This is a genomic window from Desulfitibacter alkalitolerans DSM 16504, from assembly GCF_000620305.1.
Classification (GTDB): domain Bacteria; phylum Bacillota; class DSM-16504; order Desulfitibacterales; family Desulfitibacteraceae; genus Desulfitibacter; species Desulfitibacter alkalitolerans.
This window is the reverse complement of sequence record NZ_KK211102.1, coordinates 46,855-69,518: the sequence shown is the minus strand read 5'-3', so window position 1 is coordinate 69,518 and position 22,664 is coordinate 46,855. Positions and strand designations below refer to the sequence as shown.

23 protein-coding genes and 1 riboswitch are annotated in these 22,664 nt (G+C 40.5%); of the genes, 13 read left to right on the top strand and 10 right to left on the bottom strand.

Translation table 11 applies throughout. The features are described 5' to 3' along the window. Positions 1-62: 62 nt before the first annotated feature. Genes K364_RS24285 through K364_RS24270 form a run of 7 tightly spaced genes read left to right on the top strand, consistent with a single transcriptional unit; the run spans position 63 to position 6,818 of the window. The gene (locus K364_RS24285; protein ID WP_035269564.1) at positions 63-638 is read left to right on the top strand and encodes a 4Fe-4S dicluster domain-containing protein; all 576 of its coding nucleotides are present in this window, start codon (positions 63-65) and stop codon (positions 636-638) included. Continuing rightward, on the top strand, positions 635-1,495 hold the full coding sequence (locus K364_RS0114560) for a CoB--CoM heterodisulfide reductase iron-sulfur subunit B family protein (RefSeq protein ID WP_028308626.1): 861 nt from the start codon (positions 635-637) through the stop codon (positions 1,493-1,495). The genes K364_RS24285 and K364_RS0114560 overlap by 4 nt, the downstream gene beginning before the upstream one ends. Positions 1,496-1,507: 12 nt before the next feature. Then, positions 1,508-3,463 (top strand): CoB--CoM heterodisulfide reductase iron-sulfur subunit A family protein, encoded by a 1,956-nt coding sequence (locus tag K364_RS0114555; RefSeq protein WP_028308625.1) that lies wholly within the window; start codon positions 1,508-1,510, stop codon positions 3,461-3,463. Further along, positions 3,460-3,897: a hydrogenase iron-sulfur subunit gene (locus K364_RS24280; protein WP_156946487.1), complete on the top strand. Its 438-nt coding sequence runs from the start codon at positions 3,460-3,462 to the stop codon at positions 3,895-3,897. Before K364_RS0114555 ends, K364_RS24280 begins: the two co-directional genes overlap by 4 nt. Further along, on the top strand, positions 3,890-4,855 hold the full coding sequence (locus K364_RS0114545; protein WP_028308624.1) for an NADH-quinone oxidoreductase subunit B family protein: 966 nt from the start codon (positions 3,890-3,892) through the stop codon (positions 4,853-4,855). The genes K364_RS24280 and K364_RS0114545 overlap by 8 nt, the downstream gene beginning before the upstream one ends. Next, on the top strand, positions 4,852-6,309 hold the full coding sequence (locus tag K364_RS24275; protein ID WP_084295903.1) for a nickel-dependent hydrogenase large subunit: 1,458 nt from the start codon (positions 4,852-4,854) through the stop codon (positions 6,307-6,309). The genes K364_RS0114545 and K364_RS24275 overlap by 4 nt, the downstream gene beginning before the upstream one ends. Next, positions 6,300-6,818: a hydrogenase maturation protease gene (locus K364_RS24270; protein WP_051534099.1), complete on the top strand. Its 519-nt coding sequence runs from the start codon at positions 6,300-6,302 to the stop codon at positions 6,816-6,818. Before K364_RS24275 ends, K364_RS24270 begins: the two co-directional genes overlap by 10 nt. A 127-nt stretch (positions 6,819-6,945) precedes the next feature. Here the strand turns inward: K364_RS24270 and K364_RS26315 are convergent, their stop codons facing one another. The 9 genes from K364_RS26315 to K364_RS0114485 form a co-directional block, all read right to left on the bottom strand. After that, on the bottom strand, positions 6,946-7,074 hold the full coding sequence (locus tag K364_RS26315; protein WP_084295901.1) for a cyclic lactone autoinducer peptide: 129 nt from the start codon (positions 7,072-7,074) through the stop codon (positions 6,946-6,948). Further along, on the bottom strand, positions 7,043-7,708 hold the full coding sequence (locus K364_RS24265; protein ID WP_051534098.1) for an accessory gene regulator ArgB-like protein: 666 nt from the start codon (positions 7,706-7,708) through the stop codon (positions 7,043-7,045). Before K364_RS24265 ends, K364_RS26315 begins: the two co-directional genes overlap by 32 nt. Positions 7,709-7,967: 259 nt before the next feature. Next, positions 7,968-8,348 (bottom strand): magnetosome magnetite crystal formation protein family, encoded by a 381-nt coding sequence (locus tag K364_RS0114520; protein WP_028308623.1) that lies wholly within the window; start codon positions 8,346-8,348, stop codon positions 7,968-7,970. A gap of 296 nt (positions 8,349-8,644) precedes the next feature. After that, positions 8,645-9,739 (bottom strand): TolB-like translocation protein, encoded by a 1,095-nt coding sequence (locus K364_RS0114510; protein ID WP_028308622.1) that lies wholly within the window; start codon positions 9,737-9,739, stop codon positions 8,645-8,647. A 284-nt stretch (positions 9,740-10,023) separates the two neighbouring features. Beyond that, entirely contained in the window at positions 10,024-10,263 is a 240-nt protein-coding gene (locus tag K364_RS0114505; protein ID WP_028308621.1) for a hypothetical protein, read from the bottom strand. 35 nt (positions 10,264-10,298) lie between these two features. After that, positions 10,299-11,603: a sensor histidine kinase gene (locus tag K364_RS0114500; RefSeq protein ID WP_028308620.1), complete on the bottom strand. Its 1,305-nt coding sequence runs from the start codon at positions 11,601-11,603 to the stop codon at positions 10,299-10,301. An 18-nt stretch (positions 11,604-11,621) separates the two neighbouring features. Further along, positions 11,622-12,362, bottom strand: coding sequence for a LytR/AlgR family response regulator transcription factor (locus tag K364_RS0114495; protein WP_028308619.1), 741 nt, complete (start codon positions 12,360-12,362; stop codon positions 11,622-11,624). A 220-nt stretch (positions 12,363-12,582) separates the two neighbouring features. Continuing rightward, positions 12,583-12,673, bottom strand: a riboswitch (cyclic di-GMP riboswitch). A 23-nt stretch (positions 12,674-12,696) separates the two neighbouring features. Continuing rightward, entirely contained in the window at positions 12,697-13,209 is a 513-nt protein-coding gene (locus tag K364_RS0114490) for a ribonuclease toxin HepT-like protein (protein WP_028308618.1), read from the bottom strand. Continuing rightward, positions 13,206-13,571, bottom strand: a complete 366-nt coding sequence (locus K364_RS0114485; RefSeq protein ID WP_028308617.1) for a nucleotidyltransferase family protein — start codon at positions 13,569-13,571, stop codon at positions 13,206-13,208. Before K364_RS0114485 ends, K364_RS0114490 begins: the two co-directional genes overlap by 4 nt. A 172-nt stretch (positions 13,572-13,743) precedes the next feature. Here K364_RS0114485 and K364_RS0114480 point away from each other — a divergent pair, with 172 nt between their 5' ends. From K364_RS0114480 to K364_RS0114470, 3 genes are all read left to right on the top strand, one after another. Further along, entirely contained in the window at positions 13,744-14,001 is a 258-nt protein-coding gene (locus K364_RS0114480) for a hypothetical protein (protein ID WP_035269561.1), read from the top strand. A 1-nt stretch (position 14,002) separates the two neighbouring features. Next, on the top strand, positions 14,003-14,353 hold the full coding sequence (locus K364_RS0114475) for a type II toxin-antitoxin system PemK/MazF family toxin (protein ID WP_028308615.1): 351 nt from the start codon (positions 14,003-14,005) through the stop codon (positions 14,351-14,353). Positions 14,354-14,914: 561 nt separating this feature from the next. Beyond that, positions 14,915-16,360 carry an NCS2 family permease gene (locus K364_RS0114470; RefSeq protein ID WP_207640870.1) on the top strand — a complete coding sequence of 482 codons (1,446 nt, stop codon included), beginning with the start codon at positions 14,915-14,917 and terminating at the stop codon, positions 16,358-16,360. 165 nt (positions 16,361-16,525) lie between these two features. Here the strand turns inward: K364_RS0114470 and K364_RS24260 are convergent, their stop codons facing one another. After that, entirely contained in the window at positions 16,526-17,089 is a 564-nt protein-coding gene (locus tag K364_RS24260; RefSeq protein ID WP_051534097.1) for a hypothetical protein, read from the bottom strand. A 258-nt stretch (positions 17,090-17,347) separates the two neighbouring features. Between K364_RS24260 and recQ the strand changes: the two genes are divergently transcribed. From recQ to K364_RS0114450, 3 genes are all read left to right on the top strand, one after another. Further along, a complete protein-coding gene (gene recQ / locus K364_RS0114460) occupies positions 17,348-19,129 on the top strand; it encodes a DNA helicase RecQ (protein ID WP_028308613.1) in 1,782 nt (593 codons plus the stop codon). 253 nt (positions 19,130-19,382) lie between these two features. Continuing rightward, positions 19,383-19,646: a DUF2619 domain-containing protein gene (locus K364_RS0114455; protein WP_028308612.1), complete on the top strand. Its 264-nt coding sequence runs from the start codon at positions 19,383-19,385 to the stop codon at positions 19,644-19,646. Positions 19,647-19,762: 116 nt separating this feature from the next. Then, entirely contained in the window at positions 19,763-22,579 is a 2,817-nt protein-coding gene (locus tag K364_RS0114450) for a molybdopterin-dependent oxidoreductase (RefSeq protein WP_028308611.1), read from the top strand. Positions 22,580-22,664 lie beyond the last annotated feature (85 nt).

The following is a 22,664-nucleotide window of genomic DNA, read 5'->3' as shown; positions in this document are numbered from 1 at the left end:
AATCTATAAACATTATTGGAAAAATGGTAAATATGATTTGATCAAGAGTAAGGGGGGAGACCATGGTTGCTATACCTGTACTTAAACAGGAACAGCTAGATGAAAGCTTTATTAGTGCCATCAAAAGTGTGCCAGGAGGAGAAAAGATAGTCCAATGTATCCAGTGTGGAACCTGTTCAGGAAGCTGTCCGTCCAGCTTCCAGATGGAGTTTACACCAAGGAAAATGATACTTATGGGTATGGTTGGAATGAAGAGGGAGGTTTTAAGCAGTAAGGCAATCTGGCTATGTGCATCGTGCTATTCATGCAGTGTTCGTTGTCCGCGAGGTATTCCTGTCACAGAAATCATTTATCTATTAAAAAATATGGCTATTGAACAGGGGTATGTTGACAAAAAACTGCCTGGACCTGTACTTTACAAGACTTTTAACAAGCTGGTTACAGATAATGGACGGTTAAATGAAGGAAAGCTCATGACCATCTTTGCACTTAAGACAAATCCAATGAAAATGCTTGGCATGGCACCCCTGGGAGTAAAGCTGCTGGTAAGGGGGAGGATGCATTTAACTGCTCCGTCAATAGCAAATAAAGAGGAATTCCGGAGAATACTTTCCCGGTTAAGGGAGGGAAGGAAATGATATATTCATATTATCCAGGCTGTTCGCTTCATGGTGCAGCATTAGACTATCAAATGTCCATTGATGAATCCTGCAAAAAGTTAGGAATGGAATTGTTAGAAATTAAGGACTGGAATTGCTGCGGGGCTACAGCTGCTGCAGCAGAGGATCAAAAAATGGCCCTGGCCCTGGCAGGTCTAAATCTAATGAAGTGCAAACAGGAGGAACTCGTAGTATCCTGTAATGCATGCTATATGAGGCTGAGTCAGGTTCATGTTAAATTTGCAAAATATCCAGATCTGGCAAATGAGCTAACCCAATTGCTTACAGGTGGTAATGACAAGAGTATAATAACAAAACCAAAGGTCAAACACCTGCTGCAGATTTTCATGGAGGATATAGGTTTGGATAGAATCCAAAAAGAAGTTGTCAATCCGCTCAAGGATTTAGAGGTAGTGCCCTACTACGGCTGCCAGATTGTCAGACCTGGTGGATTTGATGATCCGGAACAGCCAACATCTCTTGATGAGTTGTTAGCAGGTCTGGGGGCAAAGGTCTTACCCTACTATCGCAAAACAAGGTGCTGCGGCAACTCCCTGGTTATTTCCAATGAGGACCTTGCCTTGAAGATGATCAAGGAACTGCTGGATGAAGCCAAAGAGGCAGGTGCAAGGGCTGTGGCTGTTACATGTCCGGTATGTCAATTAAATCTTGATGCCTATCAAGACAAGGTGAGCAAAAAGTATGGCAAAACCTATGACATCCCTGTAATTTATTTTACCCAGCTAATGGGAGTAGCTTTTGGCATCAGTAAAGAGAAGCTTGGCTTAAACAAGAGTATTGTATCATCAAATAAAGTATTAAAAAGCGTTGTATAGGAGGTGGTTGATGTGCAGGAGAGAGTTGGTGTTTACATTTGTCATTGTGGAAGTAATATTGCCGGAACGGTAAATGTGGAAAAGGTTACTGAAGAGGCCAATGGCATGGAAAATGTGGTGGTTGCGCGGGATTACAAATACATGTGCTCGGACCCTGGCCAGAATCTTATTAAACAGGATATAGCTGAGCACAAGCTTACCAGGGTGGTTGTGGCAGCTTGTTCTCCCAGAATGCATGAGCCTACATTTAGAAAGGCAGTGCAGCAGGGTGGCTTAAACGGATTTTTACTGGAAATGGCCAATATTCGAGAGCACTGTTCATGGGTTTCCACTAATTATGATGCAGCAACTAAGAAGGCTGCAGCTTTAACAAGGGCTGCTGTTAAACGGGTGGTATTCCATGAGCCTATTGAACAGAGGGAAATGCCTGTTAATAGAACTACCCTGGTGGTGGGCGGAGGAATAGCAGGCATTCAGGCGGCACTGCAAATAGGGGGAGCTGGTTATCCGGTGGTACTGGTAGAGAAGGAGCCGTCCATTGGGGGACACATGGCCCAGTTTGATAAGACCTTTCCCACCATGGATTGTGCAGCCTGTATTTTAACTCCTAAAATGGTAAATGCAGATCAAGACCCCAACATAACTTTAATGACCCATTCTGAGGTGGTAGAAGTAGACGGCTTTGTGGGTAATTATAAGATTAAAATCAAGAAAAAACCAAGATATGTAAAAGAGGATGTCTGTACTGGCTGTAATGATTGTGTCGAGGTTTGTGTATACAAAAACAAAATACCAAGTGAGTTTGATGCAGGATTAGGTAAGAGAAGTGCCATATATATACCCTTTCCCCAGGCAGTTCCCTTAAAGGCCATTGTAGATGCAGACAAGTGCCTCATGCTGACTAAAGGCAAATGCAAGCAGCCCTGTGTGACAGCCTGTCAGAGGGAAGCCATAGATTTTGAACAAAAGGAAGAAATAGTGGAAATTGAAGCAGGAGCTATTATCCTTGCCACAGGTCATGACATGTTTGATCCCAGCATTGCTCCCCAGTGGGGTTTTGGGATCTATGATAACGTTATCACAAGTATGCAGTTTGAAAGGATGACCAATGCATCTGGTCCAACCCAGGGGAAAATTGTTCTCAAGGATGGGACCAAGCCCAAGAGGGTTGCCGTACTCCACTGCATAGGCAGCAGAGACGAAAAGTATCACAAGCATTGTTCCAGGGTATGCTGCATGAGCTCTGTGAAATTCTCTCACCTGGCCAAGGAAAAGCTTCCTGAAGCAGAGGTCTATGATTTATATATGGATATGCGAACCTTTGGAAAGCAGTATGAGGAATTTTATAACAGGGTCCAAGATGAAGGCGTTACATTTATTCGTGGAAAGGGAGCGGAAGTTACAAATATTGAAGGCCAATTGACTGTCAGGGTTGAGGATACTTTACTAGGGGTATACAGGGAAATTCCAGTAGACATGGTCATTCTAAATAGCGCCCTGATTCCTAGAAAGGATAGTGACAGGGTAAGTCAAATCTTTAACATCTCCCGGGGAGAATCAGGGTTCTTCCTGGAGTCCCATATCAAGCTGGACCCTGTTAAAACCACAACTGAAGGTGTCTATATTGCTGGGACCTGTCAAAGTCCCAAGGATATTCCCGATACAGTGGCGCAGGGTTCTGCTGCAGCTGCCGAGGCAATGGCGGCTATAGCAACAGGAAAGGTAAAAATATCACCAATTATAGCCATGTTAAATCAGGATATTTGTTCAGGCTGTAAGAGCTGTCTCAACATGTGCAGGTATAATGCAATTACCTTTGATGAGGACAAAAAGGTGGCCTATATTAATGAAGCTGTCTGTAAGGGCTGCGGTACCTGTGCCACTACATGTCCATCAGGTGCAATTGCCATTTCCCATTTTACCAAGGAGCAAATATTCGCTCAGATAGAGGGGGTTTGTGGATTATGAGTGAAAACAAGGGTTTTGAGCCCAATATTGTAGGCTTTCTCTGCAACTGGTGCTCCTATGCAGGAGCAGATCTAGCCGGCATCTCCCGTTTTAAGTATCCTGAAAATATTAAGATTATCAGGGTAATGTGCAGCAGCAGGGTTGATCCATTGTTTGTCATGAAGGCTTTTAAAGATGGAGCAGATGGTGTCCTTGTCAGTGGCTGACACATTGGAGATTGTCATTACCTGGATGGTAATGTAAAAACCTTAAGAAGAGAACCACTTTTATCTAAGATGCTTGAACAACTAGGCATTGAAAGGGAACGCTTCAAGCTTGTATGGGTATCTGCTTCAGAAGGTGAGAATTTTGCAAAAATCGTTGCAGATATGACCCAGGAGATAAAACAACTAGGCCCAATGAAGGTGTCCAAGGGAGGGGAGAAACTTGCCTAAGCTGAAGGTTGCTGCCTACTGGGCAGCTGATTGTGGAGGATGTGGAGTTGCCATATTGGACATAAATGAAAGGATACTGGCCCTGGCTGAAGCGGCAGACATTGTTTTTTGGCCATTGGCTCTAGATCCCAAGGTTGAGGATGTTAAGGCCATGAAAGACAAGGAAATCGATGTATGTCTTTTTAGCGGTGCCATAAGAAATGACGAAAACCATGAGATGGCAGAGCTTTTGCGCAGGAAATCCAAGATACTTATCTCCTTTGGCTCATGTGCATGCTTTGGAGGCATCCCTGCACTGGCCAATCTCTTCACCAGAGAAGAGATTCTAAGAAGAGTATACCTGGAAACAGAGTCAACCAATAACCCGGAAAAAATCTATCCCAGAACACACTTTAACGCACCAGAAGGGGAACTGGACATACCTGAATTTTATGACCATGTATATACTTTAGATCAGGTAGTAGATGTGGAGTATTATATTCCAGGCTGTGCACCCCTTCCAGATACTATCTGGGCAGCTGTGAGTGCACTAATAGGCGGGGCTGTTCCTGCAAAGGGTACCATCTTTGCAGGCAGCAAAACATTATGTGATGAGTGCTCCAAGGTAAAACAGGAGAAAAAGATTACTGACATTAAAAGGCCCATAGAAATTATGATGGATTCAGAAAAATGTCTCTTAGAGCAGGAATTAATCTGCCTTGGCCCTGTTACCAGGGGTGGCTGTGGCGGCAGGTGTACTGCCATGGATATGCCCTGCAGGGGCTGTTTTGGCCCAACTGAAGGCAGCCTTGATCAGGGTGCCAAGCTCATAGGCACCATAGGGTCTCTTATAGACAGCAACGACCCCGGGGAAATAAAAAGGATAGTTGATAAAATATTAGATCCGGCTGGCACATTCTATAGATTTACCCTTGCAGGCTCCATGCTGCAGGGGAAAAGAAGGGAGGGTGTATCATGAAAAAGATTACAATAGATCCCATTACACGTTTAGAAGGACATGGCAAAATAGCCATCTTTCTAAATGAAGAGGGCAATGTGGAAAATTCCTATGTGCAGATTCCAGAATTAAGAGGCTTTGAAAAGTTTTGTGAGGGAAGACCTATTGAAGAGGTTGTGAGAATAGTACCTAGAATCTGCGGGGTCTGACCGCAAGCTCACCACCTGGCAGGTGTGAAAGCGTTAGACAGGGTTTACAAGGTAGACCCTCCAAGGACGGCAAAACTGTTAAGAGAAATCATGTATTCAGCCCAGTATGTCCATTCCCATATTGCTCACTTCTATGCACTGGCTGCCCCTGATTTTGTTGTGGGCCCAGATGCAGACCCGGCTGAGAGAAATATCCTTGGCGTTGTTGCCAAAGTAGGATTGGAGATAGGAGGCGAGGTTATCAAGCATCGTGCCTATGCACAAAAAATTCAGGCCATGATAGGCAGCAAGGCTACCCATCCCATAACAGGTCTACCTGGTGGAATGAGCAAGGGGATAAATGCCGAACAAAGGGATGAAATATTGACAATGGCAAAATCCTGTCTGGAATTTGCCAGGGCTTCTCTAAAGATATTTGAGGATGTGGTGCTGAAGAATAAAGGGTACGTGGACCTCATTATGAGTGATGCCTATCAGCTAAATACCTACTCCATGGGACTTGTCGATGAGAATAATCAGATGAACTTCTATGAGGGTAAGATACGGGTGGTAGATCCAGAAGGAAAAGAAGTGGCCAGGTTTGATGCATCTGAATATCTAAATTATATAGAAGAGCATGTGGAACCATGGACATATCTTAAAATTCCCTATTTGAAGTCAGTGGGCTGGAAGGGCTTTACAGACGGCAAGGATAGCGGCATCTATCGTGTTGCGCCCCTTGGCAGAATTAACGTATCTGACGGTATGGCCACTCCCCTGGCCAATGAGGCCTACGGCAAGCTGGTTGATACCTTTGGCGGAAAGCCCATCCAGGCTACCCTTGCCTTCCATTGGGCTCGTCTGGTAGAGCTTTTATATGCAGCGGAACGGCTTGTTGAGCTGGCAGAAGATGAGGAGGTCATTAGTCCAAACTTTAGAGTTCTTCCTACTGAAACCCCAGGAGAAGGTGTTGGTGTTGTAGAAGCACCCAGGGGTACCCTATTCCACCATTATGTGGCTGATGAAAATGGCATGACCAGGAAGATCAATTTAATTGTCGGCACAACAAATAATTATGGTGCAATCAACATGAGTATTGGCAAGGCTGCCAAGGGACTTATCAAGAATGGGGAAGTTAACCAGGGCTTGCTAAACATGGTGGAAATGGCTTTCAGGGCATATGACCCCTGCTTTTCCTGTGCCACCCACTCACTGCCGGGCAAGGCTCCCCTGGAAATAAACATCTATGACAGCCGGGGCAATTTGCAGGAGAAAATATGCCAGTAGGTCAAGCAGAGCAAGCACAAGAGGCACAAAAAATGGAAATAATGGGGAAAAAGGTTGTCATAGGCCTGGGAAACCCAATCTTAAGTGATGATGGCGTGGGCATATTTGCTGCCAGAGAACTGGAAAAGAGCCTTTTAGGTGATGCTTCAGTAGATGTAATAGAAGCATCCCTGGCAGGCTTTAACCTGCTGGATTTGTTCCTGGGCTATGAGGAAGCAATCTTGATTGATTCCATTAAAACCAGAGGGGGCAGGGTTGGGGACATCTATGAGTTTTCTCCCGAAACCTTAAAGAATACAATACGCCTGGCCTCAATACATGACCTGAACCTGGCTACCCTGTTGGAATTTGGCAGGATGATGAACATGCCTGTCCCAGAGAAAATAACCATCCTGGCCATAGAGATAGAGGATAACACCAACTTCAAGGAGGGCTGCTGTGAGCCAGTTGCAGCAGCCATACCAGAAGTAGTGGAAAGAGTAAAAAAACTCCTTGGGGGTCAGGCTTGACAAATTGACATTTTATCTAAGCATAGTACATTTTAGTGCGGCGTCCTATAATATAAATTGGGCTGCATATTGATTTTTGTGCATAATAGCAAAATGCCCACTTAGTGGGCATTTTGTCGTGTCGTATCTAGTATTTCTTGGGAGGAACTGGCTGATACATCATGAACCAACTTGTTGTACCAATATTAGTCATGGCAACCAGGGCAAATACTGCAGCTGCTCCGCTATACATGGCTCTTGTTAACAGCTTCAACATTGTTCTTCACCTCCTCCCTTCCAGGGCTGAGCAAGACGTCCATAAATTTAATAAACCCATGTCCTGCAGGGGTCAAGGTAAAGGCCTGCCACAATAAACCACCTGCAATTATCCAGCTTGTCAAGCTTTCAGTTCCCAGTAATAATGCGATTAGGGATAGACTAAATACTGCTATTAATGTATAGCAGCGAAAGTCTGTTTCTGCAGCTTTGCTTTTAAATGGTTTGTTCAGGGGTGCCTGGGGGGCATATCCCCAGTATAAATAAGTATATAAGGTAATGATTCCGGCCAAAGCTGCTGAGGGTAGTAAACTCATTAATGGATGCATGGTCTTAATGGTATAGCCCAGGGTGGTAAATACAAGGACACTTGTAATCAGGCACCGGTAATAGGCTGAGCAATGGGCACCACCTGATAAAGTACGCACAACAGCTATGACAGCAAGTAAAAGAGCAGCTTCTATAACAATACCTAAAACAGCACTGACAAGGAAGAGAACGGCCAGCTTTACAATACCGCCAATTAAAATTTCCGCACCGTAGCCAAGGAAATTAGCCCTATCAGGTTGATCAACCTTTTTGGCTATATGGGCTCCAACCATATACCCCAGGCTGTGAATGGAGATCCCGCGCATATTTTGTCACCCCCTGTAAAGAATTTTAGCATTTTATGTCATAATTTGCCTATATGATGTACGCAACATGTCAGAAACGCGGTGCAACCTGTATGAATTGCTGCTTGAACCGTTAAAATCAGTGCATAAAAAAATCAGCTCCTTTTAGGGCTGATTTTTTAAAAAGCAAATTTTTTGTAATTTATTCAGTTTAAAGCTCAATTATTCCAGGGTATATATACTGCAAACTGGACACCTGGATAGCGAAAACCACTAACATTCAGTTTTGAGATTTGTAGTTATGTATGTATTCGCCAATTACAGGGTATTTAAAAAATCTACCTTTAAAAACATTAATAGAAGCATATATAGCAAAGGGTATTACTATTATGTTTAGCATTAAACTAATTATATCCAACTTAATTGTTTCAAATATAATATTTTGAAAAGGGTGTACTAGACCAAAAACTCTCCCAATATTTACTAAAATTTTTAATGATAATACAAGAGCTTGCATCCCAATAGCTTGCTTAAGATTATTATTTAAAAAGTCTGACTTGTCTTTTTCGAGTAGGTAAATAATTAGGGTGATAATAAATCCATATGCACCACCTATAATAAGTAAATGTGATATTCCGGATAATAAGTTATCTCGTTTCATAGATTCACCTCTCGCTTAAGTATGGTTCTCATAGAAGCAAACCCTTGGGAACCATAATGATTAGCTTTTAAATCATTTCCATCATAATACCAAAAAGAAATACCAGGGTCAACAAAAGACACTATAGTAAATTGAACATATAAATTGAACAGTATCGTCCTCATCTGTTATTAAGTAAGAAAAGTCTACTCCCTAATTGTCGGCACAACAAATAATTATGGTGCAATCAACAATACTTTGATATTATTTCCTTGTGTTTTTGTATTGTATCCTTTACCATTCCATTGTATAAAATTTTAATTAACAGGAATGAAACTAATTTGTTCTATTTCATCAAGGCTTACTGCAGCTATAGTCTTTCCATCTGGAGAAAAAGTTGCGGAAACGGATAAATAGTCTATGGATGTTAAAAACTTCTTTTCCCCGGTATTCCAGTCAAATAAAAGTAGTGGCAGCAATTGTTTATCTTCTTTAAAAATACCAGCTTGTAATAATATTTTAGTGTCATAGGTGTCTGCGATCATCATATAGCTTAATTTTTGATTTTCAATAGGCTGATCAAATAAAGCTGATATTGTTTTTCCCGATAAAATATTAAATACTTTAATTTCCAAAGGGCCTTTAAATATACCTCCCTCATTGATTGCGATTATGGTTTCCGGGTCACTAGCCCAAGTGAAATTTGTAGCTGTATCAAAATCAAAAAGTTTTTCTACACTTCCATCTCTTGATATCAGGCCAATTCTGGGGGGAATTAGAAAATCCGCTGCCATTTGATAGAATGCAATCCATTTTCCATCTGATGATAATTCAGGGCCTTCATAAAAAATTGTATATGGTATTCCGCTTTCTGTAATCATATCTTGGTCATCCTTTAATATTAATAATTCTTCAGGATTATCTGGCGTATATATCGTCAAACCATCAGGTCCCCTCATTACAAATTCTCCATTAATAGACGGATGAAATTGACCAGCTATACCTGGTACTTCTACAATATTTTTTAATTCAAAGGTACTGGTATCAAATACTAAGTATGCAAGTCCATCAAAAGTATATAAAAGTCCATTATTATCAAGTATAGTACCATGTGGTAAAACACCTGGCATTTCAACTCCCTCGTAAATAACCTTTTGCTCATTCGTTAGGTGATTCCATAGAATGACTCTGCCTTTTAATTCTCCAAGTGATTTATCTTCTCTTGATACCATTTTAGCTATTAAGATATCAGAATTTATCCAAGCTAATTCATATAAAAAAAAATCAGAATCTTTTAGATAGTTTTTATTATTATTGTAATTATCTTTAGAGATTGTATTTATGTTACATCCTAACATAGAAAAAAATAAGATAACTACACTTATTAGTCCAAGCATTCTTTTAATATGCATAATTAATTCCTTTCTTTAATCATAAAATATTAGATTTATAAGAGAGATAGTATCTCTCTTATAAATCTAATTATAGTATGCTTAACAATAAAAATGGTTCATAATAGATTGAGGTAATTAAATCCAATAATTTATATACCAATAGGGTATACGTGATTCTAAATTGGTATCTTCTCCACTTGGAATAAGTTTATCTTCAGGCCATCTACCATCCAAAGCCTGTACATGTAAATGGATACCATCAGTTCCTGTATTACTTTGATTACCCAAAATGGTTGATGTTCCTACTGACCTACAGTAACCTTAATATTTTTCATGTGCATATATACAATAGTTTCATTTAACCAGTCATCATAAACTTTTACAATGCCATGCTTACCTCCAATTGGGCCTATTACTTCACCAACGGTAGCATTTCTTATTTCTCTATTAGACTGAACTGCATCATGGACATCCAACCCTTCATGGATTCCGGGATAAGCTTCACCATATAGAAAATAGGAAAATCTAACCCACTGCTCCAAAAAATCAGCCCCATATGGAGCTGATTATAAAAAGGTTATTCTTTATTCCAGGGTATATATATTGCAAACTGGACACCTGGATAGTCTTCCGGCTCCCTTAATTCCAGCCGGCCGCCAAGGCGCTGTATAATTTCATTAATTATGTACAGCCCCAGGCCGCTGTGCTGGCTTTTATCTTTTGTAGTATAGCCGGCTGCAAATATATTATTTCTAATATCCGGGGGAATGGGACTGCCTGTATTTGCAACCTTTAGTTCCAGGCCTAGTTTGCTGCAGTTTAAAATTAAATCAATCTTTGGATTATGGCTGTCTTTGGCAGCATCCAGGGCATTATCCAGCAGGTTTCCCAGCAAATGGGTAAGGTCCTCTGGCGAAAGGGCCAGGGTTTTATTATTAACATTTACCTGCCAACGAAAATCAATGCCCTTTTTAAGAGCTTCCTCTTTCTTAACACTTAGTAGGGCGGATAACTCTGGTGGTTCAATATCTAAAAGACTTTTAATATGACGAACAGACTGGTAGAGGTTTTCAATGTAGGCTTGGAGCTGGTCGTGTTTTTTGATTTTTATATACCCGTAAATAGCTGTAAGATGGTTATAGAAGTCATGACGCTCAACCTGAATTTTCACATTTAACTTATTCTTCTCCTTGGCATGGCGCAGCTCTGCTTGTAGCCTGGCTTCTCTTTCTACAACCTTTAATAAATATAAAGCCACGAAAATGGTAGCCAATGCTGAAATTAATATGACAATAATGCTGATATTTATTAGAGTATTAATGGTAAAGCTGGGATAAACCCCTGAGGCATAAATGTGAAAGCTAATCATTAATAGCGCCAGCATAAAGGCCTGGACAAGGCAAAGGGTAAAAAGGGGGCTTTTTTTAATTAATGAAAGGCGCCACTGTCTTTTATTAGCTGTATAAGTTAAGCCTGCCAGGAAAGCCAGATGAGGCAGGGTAAAAGCTATACGCAGTAATGGATCTGAGATGATTTGGTTTAGGTTTAAGGAAAAAAACCAGGCTAAAAAGGGAACAAAGATGCCTTCTGCTAATCCCAGTATTATACCTGCAAAGATTACCACAGTTAATGCTCTCCTCCAGGGCAACTTGAGAAAAAGGATTAAAAAAATAGTCATCATTGCCAACTGTAAGAAAGAGTGAACCCCAAAGGCTATTGGTAATAAGCGGATAAAATAAGAGATAAGAGAGGTCACCAAGGCAAGCGCAGCAAGGGTGCAAAATGATACTCTTTTGCCTGCCAGGGTAGACATCATGTAGTATAAAACTAGACTTTCAGGAAGTGATACACCCAGAAAGGGTATTATTGGCATAAAATCCATGTTATTTTCCCCATTCCCCTAGATAATATGACCAGCATATAACATTAAATCATGTATACGATCTCGGCTGAGCAGGGCCCTGTTTTCAGAGTTTTTAAATTTTATTTCATAACAAGAAGAGTTGGCATAATTGACTATGCGCTCAAGATGTTCAGTATTAATAATGAAGGATTTATGGGAACGGAAAAAACCGGCACCCAGCTTTTTTTTCAGTTCCTGCAGGGTCTGTCTGGTTTTAAATTTCCCATTTACACAGTGAATCACGGTATAGCGCCCATCCTTCTCAATGTACTGAATATCATTAAGCCTTACAAATACCAATTCATTACCCAGATTTATGGAAAGCCTGGGTGTTGTTAAGGGAAATGAAGGTGTTCCATTTCCTGAAATAGTTGCTCCCTTCAGTATACGTTTAAAGGTTGATTTAACCCGCTCCTCATCAATGGGCTTTAATATGTAATCCAAGGCATAGACTTTAAAGGCATCCAGGGAATAGTCTTTATGGGCAGTAATAAAAACTATAATTATATTAGGATTTATTTCTCTAAGCCTTTCGGCCAGCTCTATTCCATTCATGTCGGGAAGGCCTATATCCAGAAAAGCCAGGTCCGGGTGTCTAGATCTGGCTAGTTTTATGGTGTCATTAGCATTTTCCGCTTTTCCCACAAGCTTGGCACCTTCAAACCCCTTGAGAATTGTAGCAAGCAGTTCTAATATGCCAGGCTCATCGTCTGCCATGATAACCTTTAAGAATGACATGTGACCACTCCCTTAAATATTCTTTAATGGTTTTTCCCTGCCCTTTGAAAATTTGCCTTATTTCGATTAATTCATATATAAAAGCTGGTTTATTAACAATATTATACTAAAATTGTACTAAGTTCGGGGGGGAGTTTTGTTGAATCCTGACATTTCTTAATATAAATAAAAATCTGCAACACCTCTGCCGGGCATTACAGATCAATCCCTTTTAAAAAACCTCGGCAGCTCGGCTGTCATAACTGTTAAAATACAGTCTTAGACCCGCGGCTTTGCGTCACTTATTTTCATAAGTTTTGCCCTTTCATTTCTTCAATTTTTAATTATTGCTGTCCTATTGTTTATTCATAACCCTCTGCAGGAGCTTTACAAAGGCTTCAAGCTCCTCTTCTAGTGTCTTTATAACCTGGGGTAGATTAGATAACAAGTCTTTTAATCTTTTTGAATTCAAGTTAAAGCCATAAACATTTCTAAAAACATGCCTGAAGCCTCTATATTCATCTAAATCCAACATTACCTTTTTTGAAATAACCTTGGGTCGAACACCAGGTATTTCCATGGAAGCTTGCTTAAGTAACTGTACATGCCAATCGGAACCCTCTGGCATGCTTTCATCAAGCTCTTTGCAGATTATTTTAAAAATATTTTCTACTGATACATAAAAATCATGTAAGATAGAAGCAGTTGCCCTTAAAACAAAGGTATCATCTTTTAGGTACACGCTAGGTAGTTCGCTTTGCTTTTCCTTGATGATGCCATTTCTTTTTAACTCTTGATATAAGGCATCTATATTATCCAGCTCTTCCTTTATTCTGGCAATTAGAACGCTAAACTCTTTGCCTGTCACAGCACCGTTCCCTCCCTTTTTGCTTTTTCCACCAGGCCCCTGGCAGCGTCTTCTGCTAAAACTAAACTAATAGGAAAGGGAGCTGCCCTATGCTCTGATTCTGCCAGGGCTCTCCAGAAGTTTTTCTCCTCTGGAAAACCTTCAACCAGCAAATCAATATCAGAATGGACTGAAAAGTGTTTTCCCCATGCTAAAGAGCCAAAAAGGGTAACATCACGTACGCCATAACTTTGTTTAAGGAATGCTGCTACCTCTTTAGCCTTCATCAAGGCATCCCTTTTACGTTTCTCTTCGGCTTCCTTTTTTCTTTTTGCACGCTCTAGATATGTTTTTCTCAATTCAGCTTCCTGTAATTGATCCATAAAAATCAGTCCCCTCACCTCAATTATACACAAGGATTGGTGAAAATACAATTTTTGCCTTTAATATGTACTTTTTATACTGCCTGCTTTTATTACCTTGACCATGGTTATACCAATGGTTATACTTATGGTATAGCTATTAGTATAACCATGTGTTATGGAGGTTTTAAATATGGCTGATACTGTTAAAACAGCTGTCTCAATTGAAAAAAAGCTTTATGATGAAGCAGAAAAGGCAGCTGTAACAATGAAAATTTCACGGAGCAGGCTTTATTCAATAGCACTTGAACGGTTTCTTATGGAGAGGCAAAATGAGCTGCTAATTAAAGAGATTAATGAACATTATCAGGCGGATGATCCTGAGGATAAAGAAATACTTGAAATTATGCGCAAGCATAGAAACAAAGCTGTGGAAAGAGAGGATTGGTAGAATGTCAGTCTATCAGGGTGACATTTACTGGATTGACATGGGAAATCAAACAGGTTCCAAGATTGCATATAGACATCCATATGTAGTAATTCAGAATAATGTTTTCAATAAAAGCAGAATGAACACTGCTGTGGTTTGTGCTCTAACGTCCAATATTCAAAAAGCAGGTATACCAGGCAATGTACTCCTTGAGAAGGATGAAGGTAATTTACCAAAGCAGAGTGTAGTAAATGTTAGTCAGATTACTACAGTTGATAAAAGTGAATTAATTGATAAAATCGGTACCCTTTCAAAGAAAAGAATATACCAGATTATAGATGGTATCAATCTGCTTATCGTGCCACGGGGATAAAACCATTATTTTAAATATTGAAAATTTTTATAGTTGCTTAGAAGGATTTTAAAAGCAAACAGAGAATAATATAAATAGAGGCATAGGGGTTTTTAAGAATTGTCTGACAATCAATCAATCAGGCAAACTTTACTCAAGTTTTTGCTGATAAAGCTTGGATATAACATTAATGCATATGCAGTGAGTAGAAATAGCCCCGACAAGAAGATATTTTTAACAGTTTGATGGAAAATTTATTAAGAAAATAACGAACTATAAATTGCAAAACTATATTAGGTGTATAATAAATTATGTTTTGCAAAATATTTTGGGCAACGGTGTCTTATATTAGCTTATTTGAAATGCTACTGTGGGGCACTTTTTTTAACTAATTGTAGCTGGATTAAAGAGCAAATAAGTAATGTTGGAGGTGATATATGATTAGGGTGGCTTAATACAAGGGAATAGGAAACCAAAAAAATCCTGGAGGTGTTCAAACTGAGTAAAGTAAATTATCCGCTATTTAAAAAGGAAGACATTGATGCTTTTTTTGCACTATTTCAAAATAACCTGGCTAACTTTGTGCTAATTTCTGTTATTTTATTGGGAATGGGATTTCCTGCAGAAATTGTTTTCGGAAAAATAATTGCAGGTGCCGCAGTGGCTGTTCTTGTTGGGAACTTATATTATGCTCACATGGCAAAAAAGCTTGCTGAAAAGGAAAACCGTACAAATGTTACCGCCCTTGCTTATGGAATTAGTACTCCAGTAATGTTTATCTTTCTGTTTGGTGTGTTAGCCCCTGCGTTAAGTCTAACAGGTGATCCTGAAATGGCCTGGAAGATAGGTGTTGCGGCTGCTCTGATTTCAGGTATTATTGAGGTGCTGGGAAGTATTATAGGTCCCTGGGTAAGAGATAATTTGCCAAGAGCGGCCATGCTTGGGGCCCTGGCTGGTGTTGCCTTTACCTTCATTGGTGGTGAATTATTTTTTAAAACATTTGCAATGCCGGCTATTGGTATGTTAGTTCTTATTATTATTCTTCTTGGATTATTTGCAAAAGTAACAATGCCTTTTAAGATTCCAACCTCCCTTTTTGCCATTGTCGTGGGTACAGTATTAGCCTTTGTTCTTGGTGAGGCTGATCCTGGTGCCATTGCAGATGGGATGGCTCAGGTAGGTTTTTACCCCATACTGCCAACCCTGGCAGGCTTTCAAGGTTTTGCTTACCTTATAGGTCCCATGTTGGGTTTATTCGCTGTTTTAATACCCATATCTGCCTATAACTTTATTGAAACCATGAACAACGTTGAAGCCATGAAATGTGCAGGTGATTCATATAGTGTCAGGGAAGCCCAGATTGCTGATGGAACTGGAACTATTATTGGAGCTTTCTTTGGTGGAGTTTTCCCAACTACAGTTTATATAGCTTCTGTGGGTTCCAAATGGATGAATGCCGGCAGGGGATACTCAGTGCTTAACGGCATTGTATTTTTCCTGGCTGCCAGCCTGGGCCTAATTGGTGCCATTGCTAAAATAATTCCAGTTGCAGTTATTGCTCCAATTCTAGTTTTTGTCGGTTTGTCAATGGTATCACAGGCATTTATTTCTTCACCCAAGTCCCATGCTCCTGCAGTGAGTCTTGCCATGATACCTTATCTGGCAAACTATATAATGACTCGATTTAATAATGCTGCCCCTGACGCTGTTGCCAATATATCCCCAGGAGTGGTTTCCCTGGGGCAGGGTGCCATGTTTACAGCCTTGATATGGGGTGCCATAGCTGTATTCATTATTGAGAGGGACTTCTTTAAGGCCTCCATGTTCTCTCTAGTGGGAGCATTTCTAGCATTCATTGGCATCTCACATGCACCACGTCTGGCTTTTAATGCAGCGCCAGATTATACAATTGGATACATCATCATGGCTGCCTTGCTCATATTCTTCCACTTCACAGCAAAGGATGATGCACAGACTAAATCAGAAGAGGAATGCACACAGGGCAAGCTGGATACTACTTCAAGTTAATAGAAGCTAAAAGATTAAACCCCTGGGTAGGTAATTAACGTCCAGGGGTTTTTAAGTTACTACCTGTAAGTAGAAGTTACAAGTGATCGCCTAGTAATAATATTGGTATAAAAAATTAGATGAACCTTTTTCGGAACATCTTAGTTAAGCTTGAATGTGCTTTATTTACTTGATTAGCTGCAGTTTAATTTCCTGATTTGTAACCCGCTCTTCTAAAGATTTAACGTTGCCCTGCAATTCTTTGATTGCTTGTGTGTTTTGTTCAACAGTTACAGATAATTTGTCAACTTTCTGACTCAAGCGATCGTGGCTTTGTTCAAGTCCATCTATTCTTTTTTCAAGACGTTTTTGGCCTTGTTTTAACTGCTCTTGGCCTTGTTTTAACTGCTCTTGGCCTTGCTCTAACTGTCTTTGGCCTTGCTCTAACTGTCTTTGGCCTTGTTTTAACTGCTCTTGGCCTTGTTCTAACTGTCTTTGGCCTTGCTCTAACTGTCTTTGGCCTTGTTTTAACTGCTCTTGGCCTTGCTCTAACTGTTTTTGGCCTTGTTTTAACTGCTCTTGGCCTTGCTCTAACTGTTCGTAGCCATCAAATAATGCTGCTAATTTTTGACCATGGTCAATTTCTATACGAATTACTGATTTTTCTAGACTGGAAAGTCTTGTATCTACATCATTAATTTTTTGATGTATCTCAGCCAGATAATTCATTACCTTTTCTTCAAAACTCATACCCCTACTGCTCCCCCACCTAAGATTTATTATTATTATACTTTTTCAAACACGTAAATACAATTACTTCTTCCATTTTTTAACTTGCAATTTTGGAGTTAATTTAGAAATTAATTCTAATAAGATTCTAATAAGGTAGATTTTATGCAGAAGGTTTTCACTTGTGCATAGGGCATAGCATGAACAGCGCTAATATACGATATATGTTAAAATATATATAAGTTTTAAGATTAAATAAAAAGAGAAGGAAGATCTATAATGTTAGAGCAGGCCAGGCAGCTATTAAAACACTATTATGGATATGGTTATTTTCGAAAGGGACAGGAGCAGATAATCCAATCTATTCTTAGTAAACAGGATACCTTTGGAATTATACCCACAGGAGGAGGCAAGTCCATCTGCTTCCAAATCCCAGCTCTTATTTTTTCAGGGGTAACCCTGGTTATTTCTCCATTAATATCTCTAATGAAGGATCAGATAGAAACACTTGAGCAGCTGGGAATTCCCGCAACCTTTATAAACAGCTCCCTGGAATATTATGAGGCAAGGAAACGAATAGAGGCTTGTAAAAAGGGATGCTACAAGCTGATTTATGTGGCACCGGAAAGATTAGATTCAGAAGAATTCAAAGGTTTAATACAAGGGCTATCCATAAATTTTATAGCTGTGGATGAAGCCCATTGTGTTTCCCAATGGGGACATGATTTTCGTCCAAGCTATGGCCTAATAGCATCGTTTATCAAAGGACTAGATAGGACGCCAACGGTTGCGGCTTTTACTGCAACAGCCACCCATGAAGTAAAAAATGATGTTGTTAGGCTGCTGCATTTAAAAAATCCTAATGTATTTATCACAGGCTTTGATCGGGAAAACTTATGCTTTTCTGTCCAGAAGGGAATAGATAAGGAACAGTTTTTGCTGCAATATTTGGAAGAACATAGGGATGATGTAGGTATTATTTATGCTGCCACGCGAAAAGAAGTGGACAAGCTTTATGAAACCCTATATTACAAGGGGTATGCTGCAGCCAGATATCATGCCGGCATGACTGATATTCGCCGCACTAAAGCACAGGAAGCATTTATCTTTGATGATGTAAATGTGATGGTTGCTACCAATGCCTTTGGAATGGGTATTGATAAATCTAATGTTCGATATGTTATCCATTACAATATGCCAAAGAATATCGAAGCATATTATCAAGAAGCCGGACGGGCAGGAAGGGATAATGAACCCAGTGAATGTATTTTGCTTTTTTCTCCCAGGGATATATTACTGCAGCGCTATATGATCCAAAACAATGATTTATCCGACGAAAGAAAGCAGTTGGAATATAAGAGGCTGCAGACAATGATTGATTACTGCCATACAACAAACTGTTTAAGAAAATATCTTCTTGGTTATTTTGGTGAAGAGTATTTGCAGGACAATTGCTCCAACTGCAGTATCTGTGCCGATGAAAGAGAGCTTCTTGATATTACAGTAGATGCTCAGAAGGTATTTTCCTGTATTTATCGAATGGGACAGCGTTATGGGATTTCTATGGTTTCCCAGGTATTGAAGGGCTCCAACAGTAAGAAAATAAAGCAGCTTGGATTGGATGGGATAACCACCTATGGAATCATGCAGGGGTACACTCTCCAACAAATAAAAGATGTAATCAATGTACTTATTGCAGATGGCTATTTGCAGCTGACAGAGGGCGAATATCCTGTTATTAAGCTGCGGGAAAAGGCTGGAGCTGTGATAAAAAATCAGGAAAAAGTATTACAAAGGGTTCATCGTAAAATGGAAAAAGCGGAAGCAGATTTTACTTTATTTGAACAGCTCCGCAGCCTGCGTAAAAAGATTGCTCAGCGGGAGCAGGTGCCGCCTTATATTATCTTCAATGATAGTACCCTGCGGGAGATGAGCGAATACTGCCCAATGGACCTGAAAACTTTTAGCAGAATTAAAGGTGTGGGGCAGGCCAAGCTAGAAAAATATGGACAGCAATTTATAAGTCTGATTCAAGAATATGTAAAAGAAAATTTCAGATAGATTACGTGGCCATCAAGGCAGTGCTGTTGAAATGCCGGGGAAGATAAGCCTAGGGACGGCTGGAATAATATTCTGCCCATTTTGAAGGTGTTTTTAAGGGTTTTCTAACTATTCCATTTCCATTGGGAAAGGTCTAACATGGGGATTTTTAATGCTCAAAACCTGAATGCCTATAATTTTTAAATTTACTTGTGGGCAAAATAAACAGATAATTATAATTCCCACTGGTAAAAAGGACTCGGAGGAACAAAGTATGTTTACTATTTCAGGTGTAATGGCCATGGCCGCAATCAGGGCACTCTATGGGTTAATAAATTTTTCTGCAGCATATCTTATTTATTCCTATGGGACAGCGGAAGCCGGCTTGCGTATTAATGCAATAGTTGGAACAATCGGGCCGATATTTTTTACCACTGTAGCCTTTATAGGGCTAACTGGTGCAGCTGAAACCCTGCAAACACATAAGATTATAATGATAATACTGGGAGTAATCTTAATAATCCTGGGGACAAGATAGGGTGTTAACTGACCCTGCAAGGCGTATATTATGGGATAAATTGGTGGATAAATTAGTGCACAAAAGTAAAAGGTATATTACAATAGGGCTTAGAAATGAATATGGGGTGAGGCAATATGGAAAATACTATTTCTTTCGGCATAAATGGCAAGAGATATGATATACATAAGCCAGGAGACATTACCCTTTTAAAGTACCTAAGGGATTACCAGGGCTTATTGGGTGCCAAGAATGGCTGCAATCAGGGCCATTGCGGTACATGTACTGTAATAGTTGACGGAAAAGCCAAAAGAGCCTGTCTTATAAAGCTGTCAAAGCTGGATGGAGCCAATATAGAAACAATTGAGGGCTTGAGTAAAGATGGAAAGCTGCATCCTATCCAGGATGCCTTTGTGAAAGAAGGTGCAGTTCAATGTGGTTTTTGTACTCCAGGGATGGTAATGGCAGCAAAGGCCTTGCTTGATGCAAACCTAAACCCTTCAGATGAGGAAATTAAAGAGGCACTGAAATTTAATATCTGCCGCTGTACAGGTTACGCAGCTATAATCCGGGCTGTTAAAAAGGCTGCAGCAGTCATCTATGGAAGTTTAAAGGAAAGCCTGAAAACGGAGATAACAAAAACAGGCATTGGTGAGTCACCGGTTAAGAAGGATGCTTTTGCAAAGGTGACAGGCAGGCCAATCTTTGCTGATGACATATATTTTAAAGATATGCTCCATGGCAAGCTGCTGCTGAGTGCATATCCCTTTGCTAAGGTAAACAGCATTGATGCTGCTGGGGCATTCAAGCAGCCGGGAGTTGTTAAGGTTTTGACTGCCATGGATATTCCAGGCAGAAACGGTTTTGGTTTGCTTAATCCTCATCAGCCTGTTTTTGCTCAAGATGTTGTAAGGTATATGGGAGACCCGGTTGCCTTGATACTGGCGGAAACAGAGGAACAGGCAGAGACGGCCTTGAAATACATTAAGGTAGACTACGAGCCGCTCCAGGGTGTTTTTTCACCTGAAGAAGGCATGAAATCAGATGCTCCCCTCATCCATAAGGATGGAAATGTGATGAAGCACGTTAAGGTTAGAAGGGGAGATGTTGACAGGGCCTTTGCTAGGGCTGACATAATAATAGAAGGAACTTATACAACCCCAATGGTTGAGCATGCCTACCTTGAACCCGAATCGGCAGTGGCATGGGTTGAAGAGGATGGAACAGTTGTTGTTATGACTGCAAGCCAGGGATCATACGCATTCAGGGAAATGATATCCTCCGCCCTTGATATTGCCGAAGAAAAGGTGCGAGTAATCTATACACCTGCAGGAGGTGCTTTTGGAGGAAAGGAGGAGCCAACTGTACAGATACACTGTGCCCTGGGGGCGGTGTATACAGGCAGACCTGTTAAAATGACTTTAACCAGACAGGAATCTCTGATAATGTCCACCAAGAGGCACTGGGAGAAAATGTACTACCGTCATGGAGCAACCAGGGATGGAAGGGTAATAGCTGTTGAGGCTAAAATAATTGCAGATGCAGGAGCTTACGAATCCCTTAGTCAACCAGTTGTTTTTCGGTCAGCAGTGGTGGGAGCAGGCCCCTATGATATCCCCAATGTAAAAATTGACTCTTATGGAGTTTATACTAATAATCCTCCTGGAGGGGCTTTTAGGGGTTTTGGCAGTACCCAGGTAGCCTTTGGGGCAGAACAGCAGATGGACAAAATTGCCAGATGCCTGGACATGGATCCCTTTGAAATACGCAAGATAAATGGATTAAAAGAGGGAAGAGCAACTATTACAGGCCAGGTATTAAAGAAGGATTGCGCCTATCTAAAAACCCTTGAAGAAGTAGAAAAAGCCCTTGCAAGGTGCAAGGAAAGCTTACCCAAGCCTGGTCCAGGCAAGAGAATAGGCATTGGTATTGCCAGCTCATACAAGAATGTGGGACTTGGGGCAGGAAAACGAGACAGGGCAGGGGCCAGTATTGAGATAGATAGCAAAGGTACTGTGTACTTAAAGGTGGGAGCCACAGATATGGGCCAGGGTTCAGATACAGTTTTAACCCAGATGGCTTCAGAGGTTACAGGTATCCCTTACGAGGAATTTACGGTAATATCCAATGATACAGCCCAAACTATAGATGGTGGGGTTACTACTGCATCAAGGCAGACATATATATCTGGTCATGCTGTAGCTGGTGCTGCCAGAGAGCTTAGAAAAATCATTAGTGATTTGCTGATTGATACCGTTGGTCTCAGGGAAAGGGACTATGAATTTTCAAATGATGGAGTAATACTAAAGAAAAAAGGAAAATTCAATGCAAATGTTGAAAACAACTTTATAACCTATAAGGGGTTATATGCCATGGCAGCCGAGAATAAGGTTAATCTCAAGGCAGAATATATTTATACTGCACCAACTACCTATTCCTTAAGAGAGAGGGCTGACCATCAGGCAAAGGTGCCCCTGGAGAAATATAATATACATTTTGCTTACTGCTTTAATACCCAGGCAGCTATAGTTGAGGTTGATGAGAAAACAGGGGAAGTAAAAGTTCTTAAGATCATTGCTGCCCAGGATTTAGGGAGGGCAATTCATCCTCAAAATTGTCATTGTCAGCTTGAGGGTGCCATAGTTATGGGGATTGGTTATGGGTTAAGTGAGGAGTTTAAACTTGTAGATGGAAAGATGGTGACTGATAACCTTGCAAAACTAAAGCTTCCCAAGAGCATTCATGTGCCGGAAATGGAAACAATACTAGTTGAAGAGGAATCAGATGGACCCTTTGGAGCAAAGGGCATGGGTGAGGTACCCATTAACTCAACAGCACCAGCAATAATTAGTGCAATTTATGATGCAACAGGGGTGCGGGTTGAAAATTTGCCTGCTTCAAAAGAAAAAATATTAGAAGGACTTAAAAATATAAATTGGGGACATTCCTCATAGGCAGAGGCTGACTTAAAATAAGAGGTGTGTCCCCGTACATAAATTGGGGACATTCCTCACAGGCAGAGGCTGACTTAAAATAAGA